General features: G+C 75.0%; 19 protein-coding genes. 11 read left to right on the top strand and 8 right to left on the bottom strand.

Annotated elements, in window-relative coordinates:
* Positions 1–8 precede the first annotated feature (8 nt).
* Positions 9–458: a cell division protein SepF gene (locus ACFVGY_RS21090; RefSeq protein WP_360634493.1), complete on the bottom strand. Its 450-nt coding sequence runs from the start codon at positions 456–458 to the stop codon at positions 9–11.
* A gap of 284 nt (positions 459–742) precedes the next feature.
* Here ACFVGY_RS21090 and ACFVGY_RS21085 point away from each other — a divergent pair, with 284 nt between their 5' ends.
* From ACFVGY_RS21085 to ACFVGY_RS21075, 3 genes are all read left to right on the top strand, one after another.
* Positions 743–2098, top strand: coding sequence for a DUF5685 family protein (locus ACFVGY_RS21085; RefSeq protein WP_385679543.1), 1356 nt, complete (start codon positions 743–745; stop codon positions 2096–2098).
* Positions 2099–2557: 459 nt separating this feature from the next.
* Positions 2558–3433, top strand: a complete 876-nt coding sequence (locus ACFVGY_RS21080; protein WP_385679541.1) for a S1 family peptidase — start codon at positions 2558–2560, stop codon at positions 3431–3433.
* Between the two features lie 105 nt (positions 3434–3538).
* The gene (locus tag ACFVGY_RS21075) at positions 3539–4309 is read left to right on the top strand and encodes a hypothetical protein (protein ID WP_385679539.1); all 771 of its coding nucleotides are present in this window, start codon (positions 3539–3541) and stop codon (positions 4307–4309) included.
* Here ACFVGY_RS21075 and ACFVGY_RS21070 read toward each other — a convergent pair.
* Entirely contained in the window at positions 4283–5143 is an 861-nt protein-coding gene (locus ACFVGY_RS21070) for an alpha/beta fold hydrolase (protein ID WP_385679573.1), read from the bottom strand. The two genes, ACFVGY_RS21075 and ACFVGY_RS21070, sit on opposite strands and share 27 nt — an antisense overlap.
* Before the next feature lie 128 nt (positions 5144–5271).
* On the opposite strand from ACFVGY_RS21070, the gene ACFVGY_RS21065 reads away from it, so the two are divergent.
* The 3 genes from ACFVGY_RS21065 to ACFVGY_RS21055 all read left to right on the top strand — a co-directional run bounded on the left by ACFVGY_RS21065 (position 5272) and on the right by ACFVGY_RS21055 (position 9274).
* Entirely contained in the window at positions 5272–5469 is a 198-nt protein-coding gene (locus ACFVGY_RS21065; RefSeq protein ID WP_385679537.1) for a hypothetical protein, read from the top strand.
* A gap of 44 nt (positions 5470–5513) precedes the next feature.
* Positions 5514–7844 carry a radical SAM/SPASM protein FxsBH, inactivated beta-hydroxylase extension form gene (gene fxsBH / locus ACFVGY_RS21060; RefSeq protein WP_385679535.1) on the top strand — a complete coding sequence of 777 codons (2331 nt, stop codon included), beginning with the start codon at positions 5514–5516 and terminating at the stop codon, positions 7842–7844.
* A gap of 164 nt (positions 7845–8008) precedes the next feature.
* Positions 8009–9274 (top strand): vanadium-dependent haloperoxidase, encoded by a 1266-nt coding sequence (locus ACFVGY_RS21055; RefSeq protein ID WP_385679533.1) that lies wholly within the window; start codon positions 8009–8011, stop codon positions 9272–9274.
* A 20-nt stretch (positions 9275–9294) separates the two neighbouring features.
* Here ACFVGY_RS21055 and ACFVGY_RS21050 read toward each other — a convergent pair whose 3' ends face one another.
* Positions 9295–10416, bottom strand: a complete 1122-nt coding sequence (locus ACFVGY_RS21050) for a DUF3533 domain-containing protein (RefSeq protein ID WP_385679531.1) — start codon at positions 10414–10416, stop codon at positions 9295–9297.
* A 109-nt stretch (positions 10417–10525) separates the two neighbouring features.
* Between ACFVGY_RS21050 and ACFVGY_RS21045 the strand changes: the two genes are divergently transcribed.
* From ACFVGY_RS21045 to ACFVGY_RS21035, 3 genes are all read left to right on the top strand, one after another.
* A complete protein-coding gene (locus ACFVGY_RS21045; RefSeq protein WP_385679529.1) occupies positions 10526–14356 on the top strand; it encodes a DNA polymerase III subunit alpha in 3831 nt (1276 codons plus the stop codon).
* Complete coding sequence (locus ACFVGY_RS21040) at positions 14353–15345, top strand: hypothetical protein (RefSeq protein WP_385679527.1); 993 nt, start codon at positions 14353–14355, stop codon at positions 15343–15345. The genes ACFVGY_RS21045 and ACFVGY_RS21040 overlap by 4 nt, the downstream gene beginning before the upstream one ends.
* A gap of 153 nt (positions 15346–15498) precedes the next feature.
* A complete protein-coding gene (locus ACFVGY_RS21035; RefSeq protein ID WP_385679525.1) occupies positions 15499–16368 on the top strand; it encodes an esterase/lipase family protein in 870 nt (289 codons plus the stop codon).
* 11 nt (positions 16369–16379) lie between these two features.
* Here ACFVGY_RS21035 and ACFVGY_RS21030 read toward each other — a convergent pair whose 3' ends face one another.
* From ACFVGY_RS21030 to ACFVGY_RS21020, 3 genes are all read right to left on the bottom strand, one after another.
* Entirely contained in the window at positions 16380–17429 is a 1050-nt protein-coding gene (locus tag ACFVGY_RS21030) for a lytic polysaccharide monooxygenase (RefSeq protein ID WP_385679523.1), read from the bottom strand.
* A 279-nt stretch (positions 17430–17708) separates the two neighbouring features.
* Entirely contained in the window at positions 17709–18197 is a 489-nt protein-coding gene (locus ACFVGY_RS21025) for a DUF402 domain-containing protein (RefSeq protein WP_385679521.1), read from the bottom strand.
* The gene (locus ACFVGY_RS21020; RefSeq protein ID WP_385679519.1) at positions 18190–19128 is read right to left on the bottom strand and encodes a GNAT family N-acetyltransferase; all 939 of its coding nucleotides are present in this window, start codon (positions 19126–19128) and stop codon (positions 18190–18192) included. The genes ACFVGY_RS21025 and ACFVGY_RS21020 overlap by 8 nt, the downstream gene beginning before the upstream one ends.
* 72 nt (positions 19129–19200) lie before the next feature.
* Here ACFVGY_RS21020 and ACFVGY_RS21015 point away from each other — a divergent pair, with 72 nt between their 5' ends.
* Positions 19201–19587, top strand: a complete 387-nt coding sequence (locus ACFVGY_RS21015; RefSeq protein ID WP_385679517.1) for a GntR family transcriptional regulator — start codon at positions 19201–19203, stop codon at positions 19585–19587.
* A 139-nt stretch (positions 19588–19726) separates the two neighbouring features.
* Here the strand turns inward: ACFVGY_RS21015 and ACFVGY_RS21010 are convergent, their stop codons facing one another.
* Both ACFVGY_RS21010 and ACFVGY_RS21005 read right to left on the bottom strand, forming a co-directional pair.
* Entirely contained in the window at positions 19727–20305 is a 579-nt protein-coding gene (locus tag ACFVGY_RS21010) for an FABP family protein (RefSeq protein WP_385679515.1), read from the bottom strand.
* 234 nt (positions 20306–20539) lie between these two features.
* The gene (locus ACFVGY_RS21005; protein ID WP_385679513.1) at positions 20540–21637 is read right to left on the bottom strand and encodes a DUF5925 domain-containing protein; all 1098 of its coding nucleotides are present in this window, start codon (positions 21635–21637) and stop codon (positions 20540–20542) included.
* 224 nt (positions 21638–21861) lie between these two features.
* On the opposite strand from ACFVGY_RS21005, the gene ACFVGY_RS21000 reads away from it, so the two are divergent.
* The gene (locus tag ACFVGY_RS21000) at positions 21862–22671 is read left to right on the top strand and encodes an SGNH/GDSL hydrolase family protein (RefSeq protein WP_385679511.1); all 810 of its coding nucleotides are present in this window, start codon (positions 21862–21864) and stop codon (positions 22669–22671) included.
* Positions 22672–22682: the final 11 nt, after the last annotated feature.

The raw sequence follows: 22682 nt of genomic DNA, 5'->3' as shown, positions 1-22682 counted from the left end.
GCCCTGCCTCAGCTCTGGTTGAAGAAGTCGCGGGACCGGCCGCCGGACTCGCCGCTCACGATCTGGGTGTCGGCCGGGGTCAGCAGGAAGACCCTGGTCGCCACCCGCTCGATCGAGCCGCGCAGACCGAAGGTCAGGCCGGCCGCGAAGTCGACGACGCGCTTGGCGTCGGCCGGGTCCATCAGCGAGAGGTTCACGATCACCGGGACGCCCTCACGGAAGAGCTCGCCGATGGCGCGCGCGTCGCGGAAGCCGTCCGGCGTGACCGTGGCGATCCGGCGGCCCTGCTCGACGGCCGACTCCGACGCGACCCTGACCCGGGGGTCGGTGACCCACTGGTCGCCCGGTCCCGCGACGGAACCGTGCGGGGCCTCCGCGTAGTCGTCGTCGTAGTAACGCTCGTCGTCGCTGTCCTCCACGAGACCCAGCCAAGCGCTCGCCTTGCGTACCGAACCCATGGACGCCTCCTCTCTCACCGCGGTCAGTCTGTTTCTCTCCGCTGTCCCTATGGTCGTCCATGATGCTGACAACGCGCCAAGTGGATAGCCGCCGCGCAGGGTTTTCGTGACGGTACTGGTGCAGAACATCCGTTGCACCGTCAGGATCGTGGAAGGCCCCAGTGCTGACTGAGTGAAAATATGATGAGTGCCGCCGTCTGGGTGGGCCGCAGGAGCGTACGGGTGACTGATCCGGCTCGATACGATGCCCATCTCGCAAGCGATTGACACTCGGGGGACCTGGTTTGTTCGGCATCGTCAGACCCTGCGCGCACCGGCTCGGAGAGCGCTTCAAGACGGAGTGGATGGCCCATCTCTGCGGGCTCTGCCTGGCACTTCGCGGAGATCACGGACAGTTCGCCCGGATCGTGACCAACTACGATGGGCTGCTCATATCCGTTCTGACGGAGGCTCAGTCCGGCCCCGCTGCCGGCGCCCGGCGCACCGCCGGCCCCTGCCCGCTGCGCGGCATGCGCACGGCCGCCGTGGCCAACGGCGAGGGGGCGCGGCTCGCGGCCGCGGTCTCGCTCGTGCTCGCCTCGGCGAAGGTGCGGGACCACGTGGCCGACCGGGACGGACTGTTGGCCCGCGCCCCGATCGCGGTCGCCGCGCGCCGGGTGGCCCGGGGCTGGGACCGCGCGGGCGCCCGCACCGGGGCCTCGCTGGGCTTCGACACCGCCGTCCTCGTCGACGCCGTGGACCGGCAGACCGGCATCGAGGCGCTGGCCGGCCCGGGCACCCCGGTGCTCGTGGTGACCGAGCCGACGGAGACCGCGACGGCCGCCGCCTTCGCCCATACCGCTTCGTTGGCCGGACGGCCGGGCAACGCCGCCCCGCTCGCCGAGGCCGGCCGGTACTTCGGCCGCCTCGCGCACCTGCTGGACGCCGTCGAGGACCAGGCCGCGGACGCCGAGAAGGGTGCGTGGAACCCGCTGACCGCGACCGGGACCCCGCTCGCCGAGGCCCGGCGGTTGTGTGACGACGCCCTCCACGGCATCCGGCTCGCCCTGAAGGAGGTCGAGTTCGTGGACGGGGGCCTGGCCCACCGGCTGCTGGTGCACGAGCTGCGGACGTCGGTGGACCGCGCCTTCGGCACCGGCTCCTGCCGCCACGCGGCCATGAACGCGGCCGGGCAGGGCGGCGGCTTCGGAGCACCGCCGCAGGGCTACGGCCCCGGCGGCGGGAACCCGTACGGCGGCGGTCCCTACGGCGGGAACCCGCCCGCCGGTGGCCCGTACGGCGGCGGTCCCTACGGTGGTGGCCCGTACGGCGGGGGTCCCTACGGCGGCGGTCCGGGCGGCCCGGGCGGTCCCGGAATGCCGCCGCCCATGGGGCCGGGCGGTCCCGGGAGGCCCCCACAGAAGCCGCGGCGTGGACTGCTGGCCGGCTGTGCGGTGGCCGTGGGGCTGTTCTGCACCTGCCAGTTGTGCTGCACGGACTACGAGGGCCCGTGGTCCCGGAAGAAGCGGGACGCGTGGTGCGACATCTGCGAGTGCTGCGACTGCAGCTGCTGCCGCGGCTGCAGCGGCGGTGACGGCGGCGGTAGTGGTGGCGACGGCGGCGGCTGCTGCGACTGCAACTGCGACTGCGGCTGTAGCTGAACCCGGAGGACCGGGGGAGGACGGGCCGGGCAGGGGAGGACAGGGCAGGACAGGGGAGGACAGGGCAGGACAGGGGAGGACAGGGGAGGATAGGGGGCCGGGTGGGCCGCCTGTAGGGCACGGCGGCCCGCCGAACCCCCGTCAGGCGCCGTACGCGCAGGCGGACACAGGCCCCCGGACGGCGTACGGCGCGGTTCCCGCCCGGGCCGGTGTGGAAGGGGTGAGCGGCATGAACGATGTCGCAGACGCTCCCGCGACGGCTCGGCGGCGGGCGGACGGAGGCCGAAAGATGCCCTTGCCGCCCGTGTCCGGTGCCACGACACTCCCGACAGCGACTGTCCGGGAGTTTGTCAGGGGCACGACGAAAACCAGTGCGCCCGCCGTACCCCCGGCTGCGCTTCACGGGCCCCGGCTCCCCCACGTCCGCCGGGCCCCCGATCCCTCCCGGGAGGACGAGAAGTGAGGATCAAGAGCATCACCCGTACCCGGCTGCTCGCGCTGGCCGCCGGCCTGGCTGCCGTCGCCGGGCTCGCCGCCCCCACCGCCGCGAACGCCGACAGCGGCTTCAGCGCGGCCCGGCTCGCCTCGGCCGGCGCAGCCGTCGAACGCGCCGACGTCGCCGGAACTGCCTGGTACACCGACCCCGCCAACGGGACCCTGGTGGTCGCCGCCGACTCCACCGTCACCGCGGCGGACCTCGCCAGGATCCGCACCGAAGCCGGAGCCGACGCTGCCGCCCTACGGATCGAGCGCATCCCCGGCACCCTGCGCAAGCTGATCTCCGGCGGTGACGCGGTGTACGCGTCGAGCTGGCGCTGCTCGCTCGGCTTCAACGTGCGCAGCGGCAGCACCTACTACATGCTGACCGCAGGCCACTGCACCGACGGCGCGGGCACCTGGTGGACGAACTCCTCGCGCACCACGGCGATCGGGGCGACCGTGGGCTCCAGCTTCCCGAACAACGACTACGGCCTGGTCCGGTACGACAACGCCTCCCTCGCCCACCCCGGAACGGTCGGCAGCCAGGACATCACCAGCGCCGTCAACGCCACCACCGGCATGTCCGTGACCCGGCGCGGCTCCACGACCGGCACCCACAGCGGGTCGGTGACCGGCCTCAACGCCACGGTGAACTACGGCGGCGGCGACATCGTCTACGGCCTGATCCGCACCAACGTCTGCGCCGAACAGGGCGACAGCGGCGGCCCGCTCTACTCCGGCACCCGCGCCGTCGGCCTCACGTCCGGCGGCAGCGGCAACTGCACCACGGGCGGGACGACCTTCTTCCAACCGGTCGTCGAGGCCCTGAACGCCTACGGGGTCAGCGTCTACTGACGCCCGCCCCACCCCTGACGGCACCCGCCCGCACCGGGCACAATCATGAGCCCCCGCCCGAACCCCCGGGCGGGGGCTCGGCATTGACGGAAAGCGAGGCCGTTCGTGAGCGACACGCGACCCGGCCGGGACGGCCCCGGCCCCTACCTGGAGCAGCGGCGCATCCGGCGCAACCCCTGGCTGTTCACCGCCCCCATCGTTCTGCTGGGCGCACTCGCCCTGATCCTCGTCTGGGAGGCCGTCCGCGCCAACCTCCCCGAGGCCACCCGGGCCCACTGGCCGTGGCGGTTGCAGCTGATGAGCGAGGAACCGCTGGCCAGCCTGCTCGCCATCGCCGCCGGCGCGGTCCTCGCACGGGCGCAGTACGCGCGGACCGTCCGCCCGGTGCTGGGATGGCGGTCCGCGTTCACCGAGGGGGATCTGGCTCCCGGGGAGCCGTGCTGGCGGGTGGGCCTGTTCAACGGAGGCCAGCACAACGTGGTGCTGGACCGGGTCGACTACCGGCTCGTGACCGCCGCCGGCCCGGAGCGGGAGCCCGGGCCGGACGAGGGCTGGTCGGGCATCGCCGCCGTCGCCGAGCAGCTCTCGGCGGCCGGCCTGCGGGCCGGGGTCGACATTCGGATCGCGTCCTTCGGCGGCGGGTTCCCCCTGGTCGCGACCGGTACCTACGAGACCATCGAGATAGGGGTGTTCTCGAAGCGGTTCGTCGACGAAGTGCGCTCCTTCCAGGTGCGGGTCCAGGTCGAGGACAGCGTGGGTGACTCCCACGAACGGGTCGTCGAGTGCCTCAGGGGAGCCCGGGAGGCGATGGTCGCACCCGCCGGCTGGACCCTACCGGCCCAGCAGGGCTCACAGCAGCCAGCCCAAGGCGTCTGACAGCGCGTACTGCGCGGCGAAGTGGCCGGCCCCGGGCACCAGGACGGTCGTACTCCCCGGGATGTGCGCGGCCAGCCAGCGGAAGTGGCCGGCGGGGGTGAAGCAATCCTCGGCCCCGTGCCAGAGCAGGGCCCGGCAGGTGATCGACCCGGGCTCGAAGCCCCACGGCCGGCAGAACGCCAGCGAGTCGTCCAACCAGCCGTGCGCGGACGTACGCAGCGCCTCGCGGTAGTTGTCCAGCAGCATCCGCCGCACCTGCTCGTCCTCCAGAACGGGAAGGTCCACGTCCGCGAGGTCCCGGCGCAGTTCGTCGATCAGCCGCCCCGGATCGCGCCGGATCTCCTCGGCCCGGGGCGTGATCCGTCGTTCCAGGGCCGCCGGGTCGCACATCGCCAAGGAGTAATACGCCACGTTGTACGGGGTCATGCCGGCGAACCAGTCCAGCCTGGCCGCATCCCGGGGAGCGAGACCGACCAGGACGGCCACCGCCGTCACCCGCTCGGGCAGCAGCGCAGCGCAGGCGAGGGCGTGCGGACCGCCCCCGGACCGGCCCACTACGGCGAAGGCCCCCACGCCCAGGGCGTCCGCGACGGCGACCGCATCGGCGGCGGCGTCCGCCACCCGGCGGCCCGGCCGCCGGTCCGACTCCCCGTACCCGGGCCGGTCGTAGGAGAAGAACCGGAACTGCGGGTGCCGGCGCACGACATCGGCCAGGGCCGTGCCCAGCCGGCTGCCGGGCGTCCCGTGGTGCAGCAGGACCGGCAGTCCGTCCGGCTCCCCCCATTCCTCGGCGACCAGCTTCCGGCCGTCGCCGGTCTTCACCTCGACGCGCACTGTGACCTCGGCTTTCCGCGGCACGGCCCGGCTCTCCGGGCGGTGGTGCGCCCGAGGCGGTCTTCCCTGCCCGGGCATCCGCCCCTAGCCTCCCGATCGAAGCACATACGCGACGCAGAGGGGGAACCGTGGACACCACCGGCAAGCAGTCGTCAGCCGCACGGCCGCAGCGGACCGCCCGCCCGACCCTGGCCGCGCTCGCCGCCGAGTGCGGCGGGGGAACGGCCGCCCCCGGAAACGCCGACCGGGAACGCCGGATCGCCCGGGTGCTGCCCGGGGCGGCCGTGCCCGATGCGCGGCGGGTCAGCTTCAACTCGGCGCTCTGACCGGGCCCGCCGGGGCGCCGCCCCTGATCCCGTTCCGCGAGTTCGTGGTCAAGGTGCACAGCCGGTGCGACCTCGCCTGCGACCACTGCTACGTCTACGAGCATGCGGACCAGAGCTGGCGGGCACGGCCGGCGGTGATGCCCGAAGCGGTGATGGAGCGCACCGCCGAGCGCGTGGCCGAGCACGCACGGGCCCACCGTCTGCCGTCCGTGACCGTGATCCTGCACGGGGGCGAACCGCTGCTCGCCGGGCCAGCCCGGCTGCGGCGGCTGTGCGCGGCGCTCGTCCACGGCCTCGGCTCGGCGACCGCGCTCGACCTGCGCATCCACACCAATGGCGTCCGGCTGGACGAGTCATTCCTCGACCTGTTCGCCGAGTACGGGGTCAAGGTCGGGGTCTCCCTGGACGGGGACCGGACCGCGAACGACCGCCACCGCCGGTTCGCCAACGGCCGCTCCAGCCACCCCCTGGTCGCCAGGGCCCTCGGCCTGCTGAGGCAGGACCGCCACCGGCACCTGTACCAGGGCCTGCTGTGCACCGTGGACCTGGCGAACGACCCGGTCGCGGTGCTCGACGCGCTCGCATCCTTCGAGCCGCCCCGCATCGACCTGCTGCTGCCCCACGCGACGTGGGACGTCCCGCCGCCCCGGCCCTTCCGGTCCGGGGGCGCGGAAGATCCCCTCGCGGACGGTGCCTTCGGGGACGACGCCTACGGCCGCTGGCTGCTACGGGCCTTCGATCACTGGGAGGCCCGGGGCAGGCCGGTGCCCGTCCGACTGTTCGACTCGCTGCTGAGCACCCTGCGCGGCGGCCCCGCCCTCACCGAGTCCCTCGGGCTCGCCCCGGCCGATCTGGTCGTGGTCGAGACCGACGGCACCCTGGAGCAGGCCGACTCCCTCAAGACCGCCTACGAGGGCGCCGCAGCCACCGGGTTCGACGTCCGCGTGCACCGCTTCGACGAGGTCGCCGCGCACCCGGGCATCCGGGCCCGGCAGCTCGGCCTGGCCGGCCTCGGTACGCAGTGCCGGCGCTGCCCGGTCGTGCGTTCCTGCGGCGGCGGCCTGTACGCCCACCGCTTCCGCTCCGGGAGCGGCTTCACCAACCCCTCCGTCTACTGCGCCGACCTGCGGACGTTGGTGGCGGGGGTTGAGGCCCGGACCGTCCGGGAGACCACCGCCCCGGAGGTGCGGGATCCCGCCGTGCGGGCCGCGTCCCAGCGCGACCTGACCCGGCTGCTGCTGGCCCGGCTGCACGCCGAGCTGTCCCGGGGGCCCGCGGCGGCCGGCCCGCAGGGGCGGGACTGGCAGCACGGCTGGGCTCTGGTGGAGGCCGTCGAAGAGGCCGCGCCCGACGCCCTGGACGCCGTACTGGGTCATCCGTACACGCGCACCTGGCTGCTGGCTGAACTCCGGCAGGCCCGCAGGGCGCGCCCCCGGGCCGGGCGCGCGTCCCGGCGGCTGTCCGCCCTTGTGGCCGCCGCCGTGGTCCGCGGTCGGCTGGAGCTGCCGGTACGGCTGGTCCACCGGGGCGGCGGAGGACTGTACCTGCCGGCGCTCGGCATGCTGCTGGCCGGTGCGGCGGACGGCGACGGGCCCGGCGAACTGCGCGCCACCGCCGACGGGTTCACCGTCAGTGGCTGTCCCGGCGGGCCCGTCCGGACCGCCGTGGAGGACCCCCGCTGGCAGCCGGTACGCACCTGGCGGCCGGGCGGCGCCGACGGGGCCCGGGCGGTGGCCCTGGACGACCTCGATCCGGACCGCGACTGCCATGGCCGGCAGCCCCGGCCCCGGCTGGAGCCCGCCGAGGCAGCCGCCTGGCTGCGCCGCCTCGACGCGGCCCGGGAGCTGCTGCACCACACCGTTGCGGATCTGGTGGCCGAGGCCGTGCTGACCACGCTCACGCCGCTGGCGGGAGCACGGGCTCCGGCCGGGCGTACGGCCGGCCGGCCGGAGCGCGGTTGTGGGCCCGGGGCACTGGGCCTGCCCCTGGCGGGCGGCGTGCGGGAGACGGCGCTCGCGCTGCTGACCGGGTGGCGGCGGGCCCGGCTGCGGGAGCTGACCGAGGTGGCGGACCTGTACGCATTCGACGAGCAGTGGCTCCACCCTTCGCCTTGGCAGGGACGCCCGGTCCCGGTGTCCCGGCTGCTGGCCGAGACGGACGGACAGCTGGCCCTCGCGGCCTTCCGGCGGGCGCAGGCCCGGGCCGGAGAGGGCCGGGAGCGAGCGGCGGCAGGGGAGCGGGCGGCCCGGAAGCGGGAGGAGACCCGGATCGGGCAGGCGCTCGACGCGCTCGGCCGCGCGGCGGAGCTCACGGTAAGCGGCAAGGTCGTGGTGGGCCGGCTGCGGGCGGAGTGGGAGCTCCTCCTCGCAGACTGAAGCCGCGGCGGGCGGGCCCTCGTGTGGCGCGGGTGTGACTGCGGGGCGAAGGGCTTGTTTCGGAAGTGGTGTGGCGGATTGGGGACGTTGTCACGGTCTGTGGCGGCTGGTTAGCGTCGGGGCGCATTGCCGGTGCACCGTGTCGTCCTCAACCAGGAGTGTCCGTGAAGCCGTCCCGCTCTGCCCTGCTGTCCCTCGGAGCCGCTCTGGCGCTGGCCGCCACGGCCGCCGCCCCGGCCGCACAGGCCGCCCCGGCCCCGGCTGCGGACGGCGGGGCCGTCGTACGCGCGTGGTACGACACCACCGCGCAGACCGTCGCCGCCGCGGGGACGGCGACCCAGATCACCAACAGCCGCACGTGGGCGATCAGTTGGCTCGCCGCCGCCCGCGCCGCCCGGGAGGCCCCCGCCGGCCGCGACCGGGCCGCCTTCCAGGACGCCGCGGTCGCCTCCGCCGTGCACGACGCCCTGGTCTCCCTCGCCCCCGCCCGCGCGCCGCAGCTCGACGCCGCCCTCGCCGTCACCCTCGACCGGATCCCCGACGGCCCCGCCGAGGCCCGGGGCGTCGCCGCCGGGGCCCGGCAGGCCCGGGCCGCCCTCGCCGAGCGCGAGGGCGACGGACTCGACCCGGAGTCCGTGAACGCGCCCTTCACCGTGCCGCCCGCCGGCCCCGGTGTGTGGCAGCCGACGCCCGACGGGTACGCCCCCGCCGTCCAGTACGGCAACCGCGTCGCGAAGCCCTTCCTGCTGGACTCCCCGTCCCAGTACCGGCTCGGCCCGCCGCCCGCGCTCGACTCCCGCCGCTACCGGGCCGACCTCGCCGAGGTGCGCGCGTACGGGAAGGCCGACAGCACCGTGCGCACCCCGCGCCAGACCGAGACCGCCGAGTTCTGGTACGGCTCTTCGCTGACCCTCTACACCGAGCCGCTGCGGGTGGCCGTGACCCGCTCGCACCGCTCGGCCGCCGGGCGGGCGGAGCTGGTCGCCCTCTACCACGCCGCCCTGGTGGACACGCAGATCGCCACCTCCGACAGCAAGTACGCCCACACCCGCTGGCGCCCCGTCACCGCGATCCGGACCGGCTCCATCGCCCCCGACCCGGCCTGGACCCCGCTGCACCAGACCCCGGCCCACCCCGACTACCCCAGCGGCCACACCACCTACGCGGGGGCCTCCGAGGTGATCCTGGGCGCCCTCGTCGGAGCCCGCACCGCGCCGTTCTCGCTGACGAGCCCGACCGCGCCCGGCGTGCGCCGGACCTACACCGGCTGGGCGGAGTTGACCCGGGACAACGTCGACGCGCGCGTCTTCTCGGGCATCCACAGCCGCTCGGCCGACGAGGCGGGCGTCGTCCTCGGCAAGACGGTCGCGCTGCACGCCCTGCGCCACGCCGACCGGCTCCTCGAACCGCGGGGCGTCGGGCGCCCGTAGCGGCTCAGCGGCTCAGCGGCTCAGCGGCCGGCCGCCGGTGCGGGGTGGTCGTCCGCACCGGCCTCGGGCCGTCCGGCGTCGTCGGGGAGCCCGCTGCCCACGGCGGCCCCCGGGCGGCCTCTGCGGAAGGCGGCGCAGACCAGGGTGACGGCCGTGCCGGCCACCGCCCAGGCGGCCAGTACCAGCACCGGCCCGGCCGCGCCGTTGCCGTCGAAGTACGCGATCGAGCGTGCCGCGTACGTGGCCGCCCCCGGCGGCAGGGCCGGCCCGACGGCGCTCCAGAACGGCGGGAGCAGCGGGTACGGGTAGGCGCCGCCCGCGCTGGGGTTGCCGAGCACCACCACCAGCAGGATCGCCAGGCCGATGCCGACGACCCCGGCCAGGCCCTGGCAGGCCAGGGTGAGCGCGCCGACCGCGAAGACGACGAGGGTGCCCAGCCCCCACAGGGCCGCGGTGCCGCCGGGCAGGGCGTCCAGGACCGGGCCCGCGATCAGCGCGCCGAGCAGCCCGGCGACGACCGCGTACAGCAGCAGCGCGCCGAGCCGGATGGCTGCGCGGGCGGTGTTGGCGGGCCGGGCGCCGGCGCTGACCGCGAGGATCGCGGCGCACAGGTAGCCGCCGACGCACCAGCCGACGACCAGGTAGAAGGAGCTCAGGCCGCGCGCGTCGCCCGGGGCGGCCGGGGCCGCGTCGACGATCTGGAGGCTGCGCCCTTGGGATTCCTCGGCGAGGCGGACGACCTGTTCCAGGTCCTGCGAGAGCGAGGCGCCGGCGCCGCTCGCGACCAGTAGGCGGTCCGTCGTGCCGGCGGGGTCGATGATCAGGGCGCCGTCCGCGTCCCGGTGCTCGATCTGCCGCAGCGCGGCCGCCTCGTCCGGCACCGTGTGCGGGGCGAGCGGGGTGCCGGCCAGCGTGCGGAGCTGCTGCACCGACTGCTCGGCGGTCGCGGGGGCGGCGGGGGCGGTGACGGCGAGGGGGATCCCATGGGGCCGGGGCTGGTGGAAGGCCCCGACGTACGAGGTGATGAAGGCGAGCTGGAGGGCCAGTACGCCCAGGACCAGCAGGGCTGCCCGGATGGTCACGGCGTCCTTGATCTCGGCGGCGAGTCCGCCGGACCGACCTGCGTCGGTGCTCTGGGTCATGCTCACACGCTGGTCGGGCCGGGGGCGGGCCGCAGCAGGGGAAGGCCGAACGGGCTAGCGGCAGACGACCCGTGGATGATCGAACAAACGTTTCGCACGAATATTCGAATTGCCTTATGGTGGAGACGGGGGAGGTGTCCGACGAACGAAGCAGGAGGCTGCGGGTGCCCGGTTTTACGCATCTGCACACCGTTTCGGGGTTCTCCATGCGCTACGGAGGCTCGCACCCCGAACGGCTGGCGGAGCGTGCCGCCGAGCGGGGCATGGACGCCCTCGCCCTGACCGACCGGGACACCCTCGCTGGTGCGGTGCGGTTCGCGAAGGCCTGTGCGAAGGCCGGGATCCGGCCGCTGTTCGGGACCGACCTGGCCGTGTCGGGGGGGCGGCGGGGGGGGGGCGGGGGGGCGCGGGGGGGGGGGGGGGGGGGGCCGCGGCGCGCGCCCCCCCCCCGGGGGGGGGGGCCCCCGCGGGGGGCGGGGGGGGGGCGCGGGGGGGGGGCGGGGCGGGCCCGCGGGGCTCCGGCGGCTCCGGCGGCTTCGGCAGCTCCGGCGCTTCCGGCGCTTCCGGCGCGGAGGCGTCGTACCGGCGGCGGACCCCGGTCAGGGGCGGGGCCTTCGTGGACGAGTCCGCGCCCCGGGCCGTCTTCCTCGCCCGGGACGGAGCCGCCGGCTGGGCCGAGCTGTGCCGTATGGTCACCGCCGCCCACGCCGGGCAGGCCGCCGACGCCACGGGAGCCCCGGAAGGCCCCGGCTTCCCCGGCGCCCCCGGCATCCCGAGCGGCCCGCCCGTCCTGCCCTGGGACGCCTTGCACGGCACGGGCGTGTACGTCCTGCTCGGCCCCGGCTCCGAGGTGGGGCGGGCCCTGGCCGCCGGCCGGCCCGACCGGGCCGCGCGGCTGCTCGCGCCCTGGCGGGAGGTCTTCGGGGACTCCCTGCGTCTGGAGGCCGTCCACCACGGCCGCACCGGGACCGGCCCCGGCTCGCTGAGGTTGGCCGCCCGCACCGTCGGCTTCGCCGCCGAGCAGGGCGTCCCGGCCGTGCTGACCAACGCCGTCCGCTACGCCGATCCCGGCCAGGGCCCGGTCGCCGACGTCCTCGACGCGGCCCGCCGCCTGGTCCCCGTCGACCCCCGCGGCCCCCTCGACAGCGGGGAGCGCTGGCTCAAGCCCCCGACCGCCATGGCCGAGGCCGCCGACCGGATCGCCCGGGCCGCCGGCCTCGGCCCGGGCGACGCGCGCCGGCTGCTCGCGGAGACCCGGCGCACCGCCGAGGCCTGTGCGGTGGACCCCGAGGACGACCTCGGCATCGGCTCCGTGCACTTCCCCGAGGCCCACCTCGTCGGCGCCGCCCACCGCACCGCCCAGCGGGTCCTCGCCTCCCGGGCCTCCGCCGGCATGGTGCTGCGCGGCTACGCCGACGACCCCGCCTACTGGGAGCGGATGCACCACGAGCTCGACATCATCGCCTACCACGGCTACGCCTCGTACTTCCTGACGGTCGCCCGGGTCGTGGACGACGTACGGGAGATGGGCATCCGCGTGGCCGCCCGCGGCTCCGGCGCCGGCTCCCTCGTCAACCACCTGCTCGGCATCGCCCACGCCGACCCCGTCGCACAGGGCCTGCTGATGGAGCGCTTCCTGTCCAAGCGCCGCCACGTCCTGCCCGACATCGACATCGACGTGGAGTCCGCCCGCCGGCTGGAGGTCTACCGCAGGATCATCGACCGGTTCGGCACCGAGCGCGTCGCCACCGTCTCCATGCCCGAGACCTACCGCGTCCGGCACGCCGTCCGCGACGTCGGCGCCGCCCTGTCCATGGACCCAGCCACCGTCGACCGGCTCGCCAAGGCCTTCCCGCACGTCCGGGCCCGCGATGCCCGCGCGGCCCTCGCCGAACTGCCCGAGCTGCGCGGCGTGCGCGAGGAGGAGCACGGGCGGCTCTGGGAGCTCGTCGAGGCGCTGGACGCGCTGCCGCGCGGGATCGCCATGCACCCGTGCGGGGTGCTGCTCTCCGACGCCTCCCTGCTCGCCCGCACCCCCGTGGTGCCCACCAGCGGCGAGGGCTTCCCCATGTCCCAGTTCGACAAGGACGACGTGGAGGAGCTCGGCCTGCTCAAACTCGACGTGCTGGGCGTGCGGATGCAGTCCGCGATGGCGCACGCGGTCGCGGAGATCCGGCGCACCACCGGCGAGGAGCTCGACCTGGACGACCCCGCGCAGGTGCCGCCGGGCGACCGGGCGACGTACGAGCTCATCCGCTCGGCCGAGACGCTGGGCTGCTTCCAGATCGAGTCGCCGGGCCAGCGCGACCTGGTGGGGCGGCTCCAGCCGGCCACCTTCCACGACCTGGTCGTCGACATCTCGCTGTTCCGGCCCGGCCCGGTGGCCGCCGACATGGTGCGGCCGTTCATCGAGGCCCGGCACGGCCGGGCCCCCGTCCGCTTCCCGCACCCGGACCTGGCGCCGGCGCTGGAGGAGACGTACGGGGTGGTGGTCTTCCACGAGCAGATCATCGAGATCGTGCACGTCCTGACCGGCTGCGGGCGGGACGAGGCGGACCGGGTCCGCCGCGGACTCTCCGACCCCGAGTCGCAGCCGCGGATCAAGGCGTGGTTCGCGGCGCTGGCCACCGAACGGGGCTACTCGGCGGAGGTGATCGGCCGGACCTGGGAGATCGTGGAGGCGTTCGGCAGCTACGGCTTCTGCAAGGCGCACGCGGTGGCCTTCGCCGTGCCCACGTACCAGTCGGCCTGGCTGAAGGCGCACCACCCGGCGGCGTTCTACGCCGGGCTGCTCACCCACGACCCCGGGATGTACCCGAAGCGGCTGCTGCTCGCGGACGCGCGGCGGCGCGGCGTGCCGGTGCTGCCGCTGGACGTGAACCGGTCGGCGGTGGCCCACCGCGTCGAACCGGTGTCCGACGGGCCTGCGGTGCCCGGCGAGCCTGCGGTGTGGGGGCTCCGGCTGGCCCTGTCCGACGTCCACGGCATCAGCGGGGCCGAGGCGCTGCGCATCGAGGAGGGGCAGCCGTACGGATCCCTGCGCGACTTCTGGGACCGGGCCCATCCCGGCCATCCGGTCGCCCAACGACTCGCCCAGGTCGGCGCGTTGGACTCCTTCGGCGCCAACCGCCGCGACCTGCTGCTGCACTTGGCCGAACTGCACGGCGCGCAGCGGCCTGCCGGAGCCCGCGGCGGCGCCCAGCTCCCACTGGAGGGCGGGCGGTCGACGGCCCCGGTCGGCCTGCCCGACCTGACCGACGAGGAGCGGCTCAGCGCGGAGCTGGGCGTCCTCGGCATGGACGCCTCCCGGCACCTGATGGGTGACCACCACGCCTTCCTGGCGGAGCTGGGCGTGGTACCGGCCCGCCGGCTGCGCGAGGTCGAGCACGGCCGAACCGTGCTGGTCGCGGGGGCCAAGGCGGCCACCCAGACCCCGCCGATCCGGTCCGGGAGGCGGGTCATCTTCACGACCCTGGACGACGGGACGGGCCTGGTCGACCTGGCCTTCTTCGACGACAGCCACGAGGCCTGCGCGCACACCGTCTTCCACTCGTTCCTGCTGCTGGTCAGGGGCGTCGTGCAGCGGCGCGGGCCGCAGAGCCTGAGCGTGGTCGGCGCGGCCGCCTGGAACCTGGCCGAGCTGGTGGAACTGCGCCGCTCCGGCGGCCCGGCCGCGGTCGCGGCCCGGCTGGCGGAGCCACCGCCGGGCACGGCCGGATCCGGGCGGGAGGCCGGACACGGGACCGGACACGGATCCGGACACGGGCCCGGACACGGGTCCGGCGCCGGACCGTCCGGTTCGGCGTCCGCCGACTCCGGGCGCCGCATCCACCTGCCCACCGGCTACGAGATGAACCCGTGGGCCGATCTCCAGCCCGCCGGCGACCGCGCCGCGACCGGCCGCAAGCTGTGGCACTCCAGCCCGGGGAGCGCGGGATGACGGCCCGGGAGAACGGCGTCCTGCACGTACGGTGCGCCCCGGCGGTGTCCGAGGAGGGGTACCGCGAAGTCCTGGAGCTGCTGAGGGAGTTCTCCCCGACGGTCCAGGCCCTGCCGCCCCGGGCGGCGCTGGTCCACGTACGCGGGGCCCGGCGCTACTTCGGCGCGGACGCCCGCCGGATCGCCGAGCTGGTGCGGCTGCGCGCCGTGGCCCGGCTGGGCACGGACGTACGGATCGGGGTCGCCGCCACCTGGGCGGTGGCGGCCACGGCCTCCGCGCGGGTGCCCGCGCCCGGCGGCGTCCTGGCCGTGCCGGAGGACGGCGTGGACGGCTTCCTGGGACCGCTGCCGGTGGAGGAGCTGTACGGCATCGGCCCCCGGCAGGCCGAGGCGCTGCGCGGGTACGGACTGCATACCGTCGGCGCGGTGGCGTCCGTCTCCCCGGGCACCGTCGAACGGATCCTGGGCCGGCGGGCCGGCCGGCTGGCCGCGGAGCGCGCCCGCGGGATCGACCCGCGCCCCGTCACCCCGAAGGACCTGCCCGCATCGGCCGCCGTCCGGAGCGGATTCACCCGGCACGAGCTCGACGGCCCGCACGCCCGGGCCGTGCTCCTCGGCCTGGTGGTCCGGCTGGGGGCGGTGCTGCGCGGCCGCCGCCAGGCCGCCCGGGCCCTGTCGCTGACCCTCCAGTTCGCCGGCGGCGGCCACTGGGAGAAGGCCCGCCGGCTCCCGGAGGCGTCCGCGCACGACGAGGACCTGCGGGCGGCGGCGTACCGCCTGCTGGACGCGGCCGGACTGCAACGGGCCCGGCTGACCGGCATGGTGCTGCGCGCCGAGGACCTGACGGATTCCGAGCGGGTGTCCCGACAGCTGTCGCTGGACCCCGTCCGCGAGGCGCGGTTGACGGTGGAGGCGGCCGTCGACCGCGCGAACGCCCGTTTCGGCCCCGGAACGGTCCGCCCGGCCGCCACCTTCCGCAGGGCGGCGTAGCCGCGGCCGGGGCGCGGCGCAGATTTTTTACTGACGCGTAACTTCCCAGTTTTGCTACTCGACCGTAATTTGGCGTCAGCAGCACGCCTTGTGATCCGGATCACGGGCTGAGCCCCCACGTCCTTTCCCCTTGAGCCGCAAGGAGATCACTCGATGCTGCCCTGGCTGCGACGCCTGCTCCGCCCGCTGGCCGTCCTCGTCCTCACCGCCGCCGCCCTCGCCGCCCCCACCGGCACGGCACAGGCCGCCTCCGCACCGAGCAGCGGCTGGAACAACTGGTCCTGCAAGCCGTCCGCCGCCCACCCCCGGCCGGTGGTCCTCGTGCACGGCACCCTCGGCAACTCCGTCGACAACTGGCTCGGATTCGCCCCGTACCTCGTCCACCGCGGGTACTGCGTCTACTCGCTCGACTACGGCCAGCTGCCCGGCGTCCCCTTCTTCCACGGGCTGGGCCCCGTCGACAAGTCCGCCGGACAGCTCTCCGTCTTCGTCGACCGGGTGCTCGCCTCCAGCGGCGCCGTCGAGGTCGACATCGTCGGCCACTCCCAGGGCGGCATGATGCCCAACTACTACCTCAAGTTCCTCGGCGGGGCCGCCAAGGTCAACGCGCTGGTCGGACTGGCGCCCGACAACCACGGCACGACCCTGGCCGGCCTCACCGCACTGCTCCCGTACTTCCCCGGCGCCGAGGAACTGATCAGCTCCAAGACCCCCGGCCTCGCCGACCAGATCGCCGGATCCCCCTTCCTCGCCAAGCTGAACGCGGGTGGGGACACCGTGCCCGGCGTCCAGTACACGGTGATCGCGACGAAGTACGACGAGGTGGTCACGCCCTACCGCAGCGGCTTCCTCCAGGGCACCGGGGACAACGTGCGCAACGTCGTCCTGCAGGACCTGTGCCCGCTGGACCTCTCCGAGCACGTCGCCATCGGGCTCACCTCCCGCATCGCCTGGCACGAGGCGCTCAACGCCCTCGACCCCGCGAACGCCGAACGGACCACCTGCGCCTCGGTCTTCGACTGACCGCGACCCCGTTAGCCGCGGCCGGCAGTCGCCCGGCGGCGGGCCACCGCGAACAGCACGGCCGAGCCGACGGCCAGCACGCCCGCTCCGGCGATCGCGATCGCCGGGGTGGCGCTGCTGCCGCCGGTCTGTGCCAGGTCGGTGCCGCCGCCCGGGGGCGTGTCCGTCGCGGCCGCGCCGAGGGCGGTGACGCCGTTGGTCTTCGGGTCGTCGTCGCCGTGCCCGTTGTGTTCCACCGAGGACTTGTCCTGCCCGTCGGCGATCTGGCGGTCCGTCGGGGCCTCGGGGGCGGGCGCCTCGGAGGGGCGGGTGTCCGGCTTGGCGCCCGGCTTGCCGCTGGGCTCGTCGCTGGGCCGGGCACTCGGGACGGTGCCGCCGCTGCCGCCGTTTCCGCCCTTGCCGCCGCCGTCGTCCTTGCCGAACACCACGTCCGAGCAGGTGTAGAAGGCCTCCGGGCTGTCCGAGCGCTGCCAGATGCTGTAGACGAGGTGCCGGCCGGACTTGTTCGGGACCGTGCCGGAGAACACGTAGTCGCCGCCCTTCATGCCCGGGTCGGTGGCCTTCGCGAACGGGGCCGGCTCCAGGTCCGACCAGGTCAGCGGCTTCGACGGGTCGTAGCCGTCCTTCGTGACGTACAGCTCGAAGGTGCCCCGGTGCGGCGCGGTCCCCTTGTAGCGGAAGGTGTGCGGGCCCGCCGACATCGGGCTCGCCGGCCAGTCGGCGCGCGGCAGGTCCAGGCCCCGATACTTGTCGTTGCCGGCGGAGCACAGCTGGCCGCCCGGGATCAGCGACCGGTGGTGACCCGCCGCGTTGGCGATGTTCACCGCGTTCCAGTCGTAGAAGGCCTGCGTACCGCTGGAGGCCACGGCCGCCTTGCAGGCCGCCGACTTCGGGGACTCTGGGCCCTCCGCGTAGCAGGCCGCGACCCGGCTGACCGGGTCCGTCATGGATCCGTGGGCGGTCGCGGGCACGGCTGCGGACACGGCCACCGCGAGCGGGGCGAAGCCGGTCGCGGCGACACGGGCCAGGGCCAGGGTCAGGGTCCGGGGGCGTGCGGGCATGGGTGACTCTCCTCGGAGCGGGCGGCGGAGCCCACGGGGGTGTCCCGGGGCGGCGGACGCGCATGAACGCGCACGGACGCGCACGGACGCGCACGAACGTGCCGGGAGCCGGGCGGTGCGGTGCCGCCCCCCGTGGGCTCGGCACCGCCTGCCGGTCCTCCCCGGCCCCGCCAAGCTAGCGGCCCCGACGCCCCGTTCCGCCTGCCCCGACCCCCTCCCGGAGATCCTTAGGGTTCGTTTAAGCCACCGGTAAGCGGCCCCTGAGGAAAGCCGTTCCCGTCAGGCGAGGAGGGCGGTCAGGCCCGCGGGCGCGTGGGCCTGCTGTTCCAGGGCGTCGAGGGCGCGGACCGCCTCCGCGGCCGCCGCCGGGTCGGTGGCCGCGAGACCGCTCGCCGCGAACTCGTCCTCGTCCAGCCGCAGCACCGAGGAGCCGTCCGCCGACACCCACAGGTCGAGGTCGAGGTCGGCCACCCGGATCTCGCCGTCCTCCACCACGGCCGGGCGGGTGATGTCGCAGTACCAGCCCTTGAGGACCCCCTCGCCGGTCCGCACCTCCTTCACCGCGTACCAGCGCGTCCGCCAGAAGTGTTCGGTGAACACGTCGCCCGGCTCGAAGCGCACGAACCCGAAGTCCCGTACGCCGTCCGCCGCCCACGGGGCCCGTACGGTGATCCGGTCGCCGGTGTCGGCCACCACGCCCGCCGGGTATCGGATCTTGGTCCGGCCTGCCTTGGAGAGGGCCACCGTCACCGCCCCGCGCTCACCCACGGAGTTCCCTCACGAAGCGGACCTCGCTCGCGCCGACCTCGTACCCGAACCACCGGTTGACGGCGAGCATCGGCCCGTTCTGCGCGTCGTTGCCGGTGAAGGCCACGCGGTAGCCTGGCGCGCGCGCCCGGTGCAGGGAGTCCGTCTTGGCGAGCTTGGCCAGGCCGCGGCCGCGGAAGCCGGCGAGGGTGCCGGTCATCGCCGAGGCGTAGCGGGTCTCGCCGTCGGTCCGGGCCGCGGTGAACGCGGCCACGGCCCCGTCGACGAGCACGACCGAGGTCAGCCCGTGGTCGAGCTGCGGATCCTGCCAGACGGTGCGCACCCAGTTCTCGTAGTCGTCCAGGACGACCGGCACGTCGCCCGGCTCGTCCGCGGTCACCGCCGCGTCCGCCTCGAACAGCGGGTGCGGGTCGCCGGCGAAGGCGGAGCCGGGGCGCAGCTCCACGCCGGGCGGGAGCTCCTGCGGGTACGGCGGCAGCTCGGCGGTGGTCAGGTCCAGGCGCAGGAAATGCGCGGAACGGCTCGGACGGTAGCCGCGTCGCTCGGCGTAGGCCCGCGAGGGGGCCTCGTCGGGCACCCAGGAGAACACCTTCACCGCGCCCAGGGCCGAGACGTGCTCCTCGGCCGTGCGCAGCAGCGCGGTGCCCGCGCCGCGACCGCGGTGGCCGGGGTCGACGTGGACGTTGGCGAAGGACCGGCCCGGCTCGGCACCGTCGTGGGCGATGCCGACCTCGGCGGTCCCGATGACGAGGCCGTCGCCGTCCTCGGCGACCAGGACGCGGTGGTGTTCCTCGGGGTGGGCGCCGGCCAGTTCGAAGGCCACGCCGTCGGCGGTGGAGATCATGAACGGCAGCGTCGCGCGGCGCACGCGGACGACGGCCTCCACGTCCGACGGATCGTCGGGACGGAGGTCGCGGATGGATACGGTCATGGGGCCGACGGTAGGCGCGGGGCGGGGGCGGACGCCTCCGAATTTCCCGCGGGATGGGGGAGAATCAACCAGGTGACCTCGACGAACCTGAACATCCGGATCGACGGATCGGCCGGCGCGGCCGCCCCGTACGAGCAACTGCGCGCGCAGATCGCCGAGGCGGCGAGGGCGGGACGGCTGCCGACGGGATTCAAGCTGCCGACGGTGCGCGGCTTCGCGGAGGAGCTCGGGCTCGCGGCGAACACGGTGGCGAAGGCGTACCGGGTGCTGGAGGCGGACGGGGTGATCGAGACGCGGGGTCGGCACGGGACGTTCGTCGCCGCCGCCGGCGACTCCGCCGCGCGGGAGGCGGCCGCCGCGGCGCAGGCCTTCGCGGAGCGGGCGCAGCGTCTGGGCCTCACCTTCGACGAGGCGACGGCGACGGCATTGGACGCCCTGCGCGCACGGTACGGCGCCTGAGCGCTCCGCGGGAGGTGCTGTGACGGGCCGGCGATCGTCCGCAGGCCGGTCGTGGCCGGTCGCGCAGTTCCCCGTGCCCCTTCGGGGCGCCGCCGGACCACAGCCGCTTCGTCACGGCCGTTCGGAGCAGGGCGGGGGCTCAGGGCTGGTGGGGGCGGAGCCGGGCGCTGAGGTGGTGCTCCAGCGGGAGGCCCATCGCCGCCATGTCCTGCTCGACCGACAACTCGCCGTCGCGCAGCACGTACCGGCGCCGCATGCCGGTGACCTCCTTGGCCCGGGGGGTGCACGCCACCGCGTCCGTGGCGAGCTCGACCACCAGCTCGGCGCCCGGCGCGGCGCCCGTTCCGGTGCCGCCGCCGGTGATGCGGCCGAGGTAGGTCTCCACGATGCCGGTGGGGTGGGCCAGGACCACCTCCAGGGAGGCGTCGGGCAGCACCCGCCACCAGCCGCTCTCGCGCCCCGACGGCCGCAGCGGCGAGCCCGCCTCGTCGACGATCCAGGCGCGTGACTCGTAGCGCAGGAAGGGCCGGCCGTCGTGGCTGAAGGCGATCTCCTGCCGGTACCGGAAGCCCTGCTCCAGCGTCGGGTACTCGCCGCTCCCGCCGCCCTGCCAGCGGCCCAGCAGGGTGAGGACCGGCTGCAGTTGCGGGTGCGGTTGGGGGCCGTCGCCGATGACGTGGGAGTCGGGGTACGGGTTTTCCTGCGGCGCGTCGGGCACGGTCGGCTCTCCTGATCCGGTGGTTCGGGCTGCCCCCGGGGCACCGGCCGGATCCGGGGCGACTCGGGGCCGACTCCGGCCCGCCCGGGACGCGGGTCCGCGCCCATTCTCGCGGCCCCGCGGCCCCGCGGACGGGAGACACCGCCGCACAGTCGCACGCCGCCGCATACCGCCGTACGCCGCCGCACGCGCCGCGGGGCCGCGGCGACCCCCGGCAGCGGCCCGCCGGCAGCCTCAGAGGTACAGGCCGGCGTCCGCGCCGTGGCCCTGCGGCGGCAGTACGGCCGCCGGGCCGGTGCCCCGGCGCAGGGCGAACAGCTCGGCCAGGGTGGCTCCCTCGCGGGAGACGCCCTCGTCGGTGCCCAGCCACTCCACGGCCTCGCGGTGCGTCAGCTTGCCGACCTCGATGCGGGCCAGGCAGCGGCCCGGGCGGACCACCGCCGGGTGCAGCCGCTCCAGGTCCTCGTTCGTGGTCACCCCGACCAGCACGTTGCGGCCCTGGCCGAGCAGGCCGTCCGTCAGGTTCAGCAGCCGGGACAGGGCCTGGCCGGCCGTGTGCCGGGCCTCGCCGCGGATCAGCTCGTCGCAGTCCTCCAGCAGGAGCAGCCGCCACCGGCCCTTCGCCGTGCCCTCGTCCTCGCCGATCGCGATGTCCATCAGGTAGCCGACGTCGTTGAACAGCCGCTCCGGGTCCAGGACGCAGTCCACCTGGCACCAGTCCCGCCACGACCGGGCGAGGGTCCGCAGCGCCGAGGTCTTCCCCGTTCCCGGCGGCCCGTGCAGCAGCAGGAGCCGCCCGGCGATGTCGTCCGGGGTGACCTTCATCAGGCGGTCCATCGCCGAGGCCACCGGCGCGGTGTAATGGGGCCGCACCTCCGCCCAGGTCCCCGCGCTGATCTGGCGGGTCGTGCGGTACGGGCCCCGGCGCGGGGAGACGTACCAGAACCCCATGGTGACGTTCTCCGGCTGCGGTTCGGGCTCGTCCTGCGCCCCCTCGGTGGCCTGGCCGAGCACCCCGGCGGCGAGTTCGTCGCTGACCGCCGTCACCGTCACGTCCGCGCCCCGGCTCCAGCGGGACACGAGCACCGTCCAGCCCTCGCCCTCCGCCAGGACGGCGCTGCGGTCGGAGTCGCGCGCCGAGCGCAGCACGGTGGCCGCGGCCGGCAGCAGGGTCGCATCCGCCTTCACCCGCTCGATGGTGACGCTGCGCGAGAACGGCTGCTCGCCGGACGCGAACCGGCCGAGGAACAGCGCGTCCACGACGTCCGAGGGCGAATCGCTGTCGTCGACGTTGAGCCGGATCGGCAGCGCATCATGCGGGTTGGCTGGCATGGCGCCCATGATCCGGCACGAACTGCCCCTGTGCACCCGTGTTTCGCCGGAACGGGTGCGTGCCTTCCTCCGCCAAACGCGGAGGTGGTGAAGATTCGGGGCGCAACTCTGCGCCACATCTCCTTGGCATGGACACTTCCAGCCACCCCGGGCTCCTTGTACCACGGACTCAGGAGTAACCCCGACTCCTGAGTACCCCCCACACCCCCACGAGGAGCCGCACCATGCCTTCGGGACGCCTGCCACGCCTTGCCGCCTGGACCTCCTCCCTGTTACTCGCCGCGGGCGCCGCCCTGTTCGGCGCCGGCCAGGCTTCCGCCGCGGCCGACTTCGGCTACGTCGCCCTCGGCGACTCGTACTCCTCCGGCGTCGGCGCCGGCAACTACGACAGCTCCAGCGGTGCCTGCAAGCGCACCAACCGCGCGTACCCGGCCCTGTGGGCCGCCGCCAACTCCCCGCAGACCTTCGCGTTCACCGCCTGCTCCGGCGCCCGTACGGGCGACGTCCTCTCCGGCCAGCTCGGCCCGCTGAACTCCGGCACCGACCTGGTCAGCATCACCATCGGCGGCAACGACGCCGGCTTCGCCGACGTCATGACGACCTGTGTGCTCCAGTCCGAGTCCACCTGCGTCAACCGCATCAACCAGGCCAAGGCGTACGTCGACTCCACCCTGCCCGGCCAGCTCGACCAGGTCTACAACGCCATCCGCGGGCGGGCGCCCTCCGCCCGCGTCGTCGTCCTCGGCTATCCCCGCTTCTACCAGCTGAACGGCACCTGCGTGACCGGCCTCACCGAGGGCGAGCGCTCCGCCATCAACGGCGCGGCGGACCACCTGAACACCGCGATCGGCAAGCGCGCCACCGCCCACGGCTTCACTTTCGCCTCGGTCGTGAGCGCCTTCACCGGCCACGAGATCTGCTCCGGCGACGCGTGGCTGCACAGCGTCAACTGGCTCAACATCGGCGAGTCGTACCACCCGACCGCGGCCGGACAGTCCGGCGGCTACCTGCCCGTCTTCCGCAGCAAGGCCTGATCCCCGGGGCA

The sequence above is a fragment of the Streptomyces sp. NPDC127106 genome, assembly GCF_042677605.1.
In the GTDB taxonomy this organism is placed as follows: Bacteria; Actinomycetota; Actinomycetes; order Streptomycetales; family Streptomycetaceae; genus Streptomyces.
This window is presented reverse-complemented; position numbering and strand designations above follow the sequence as displayed.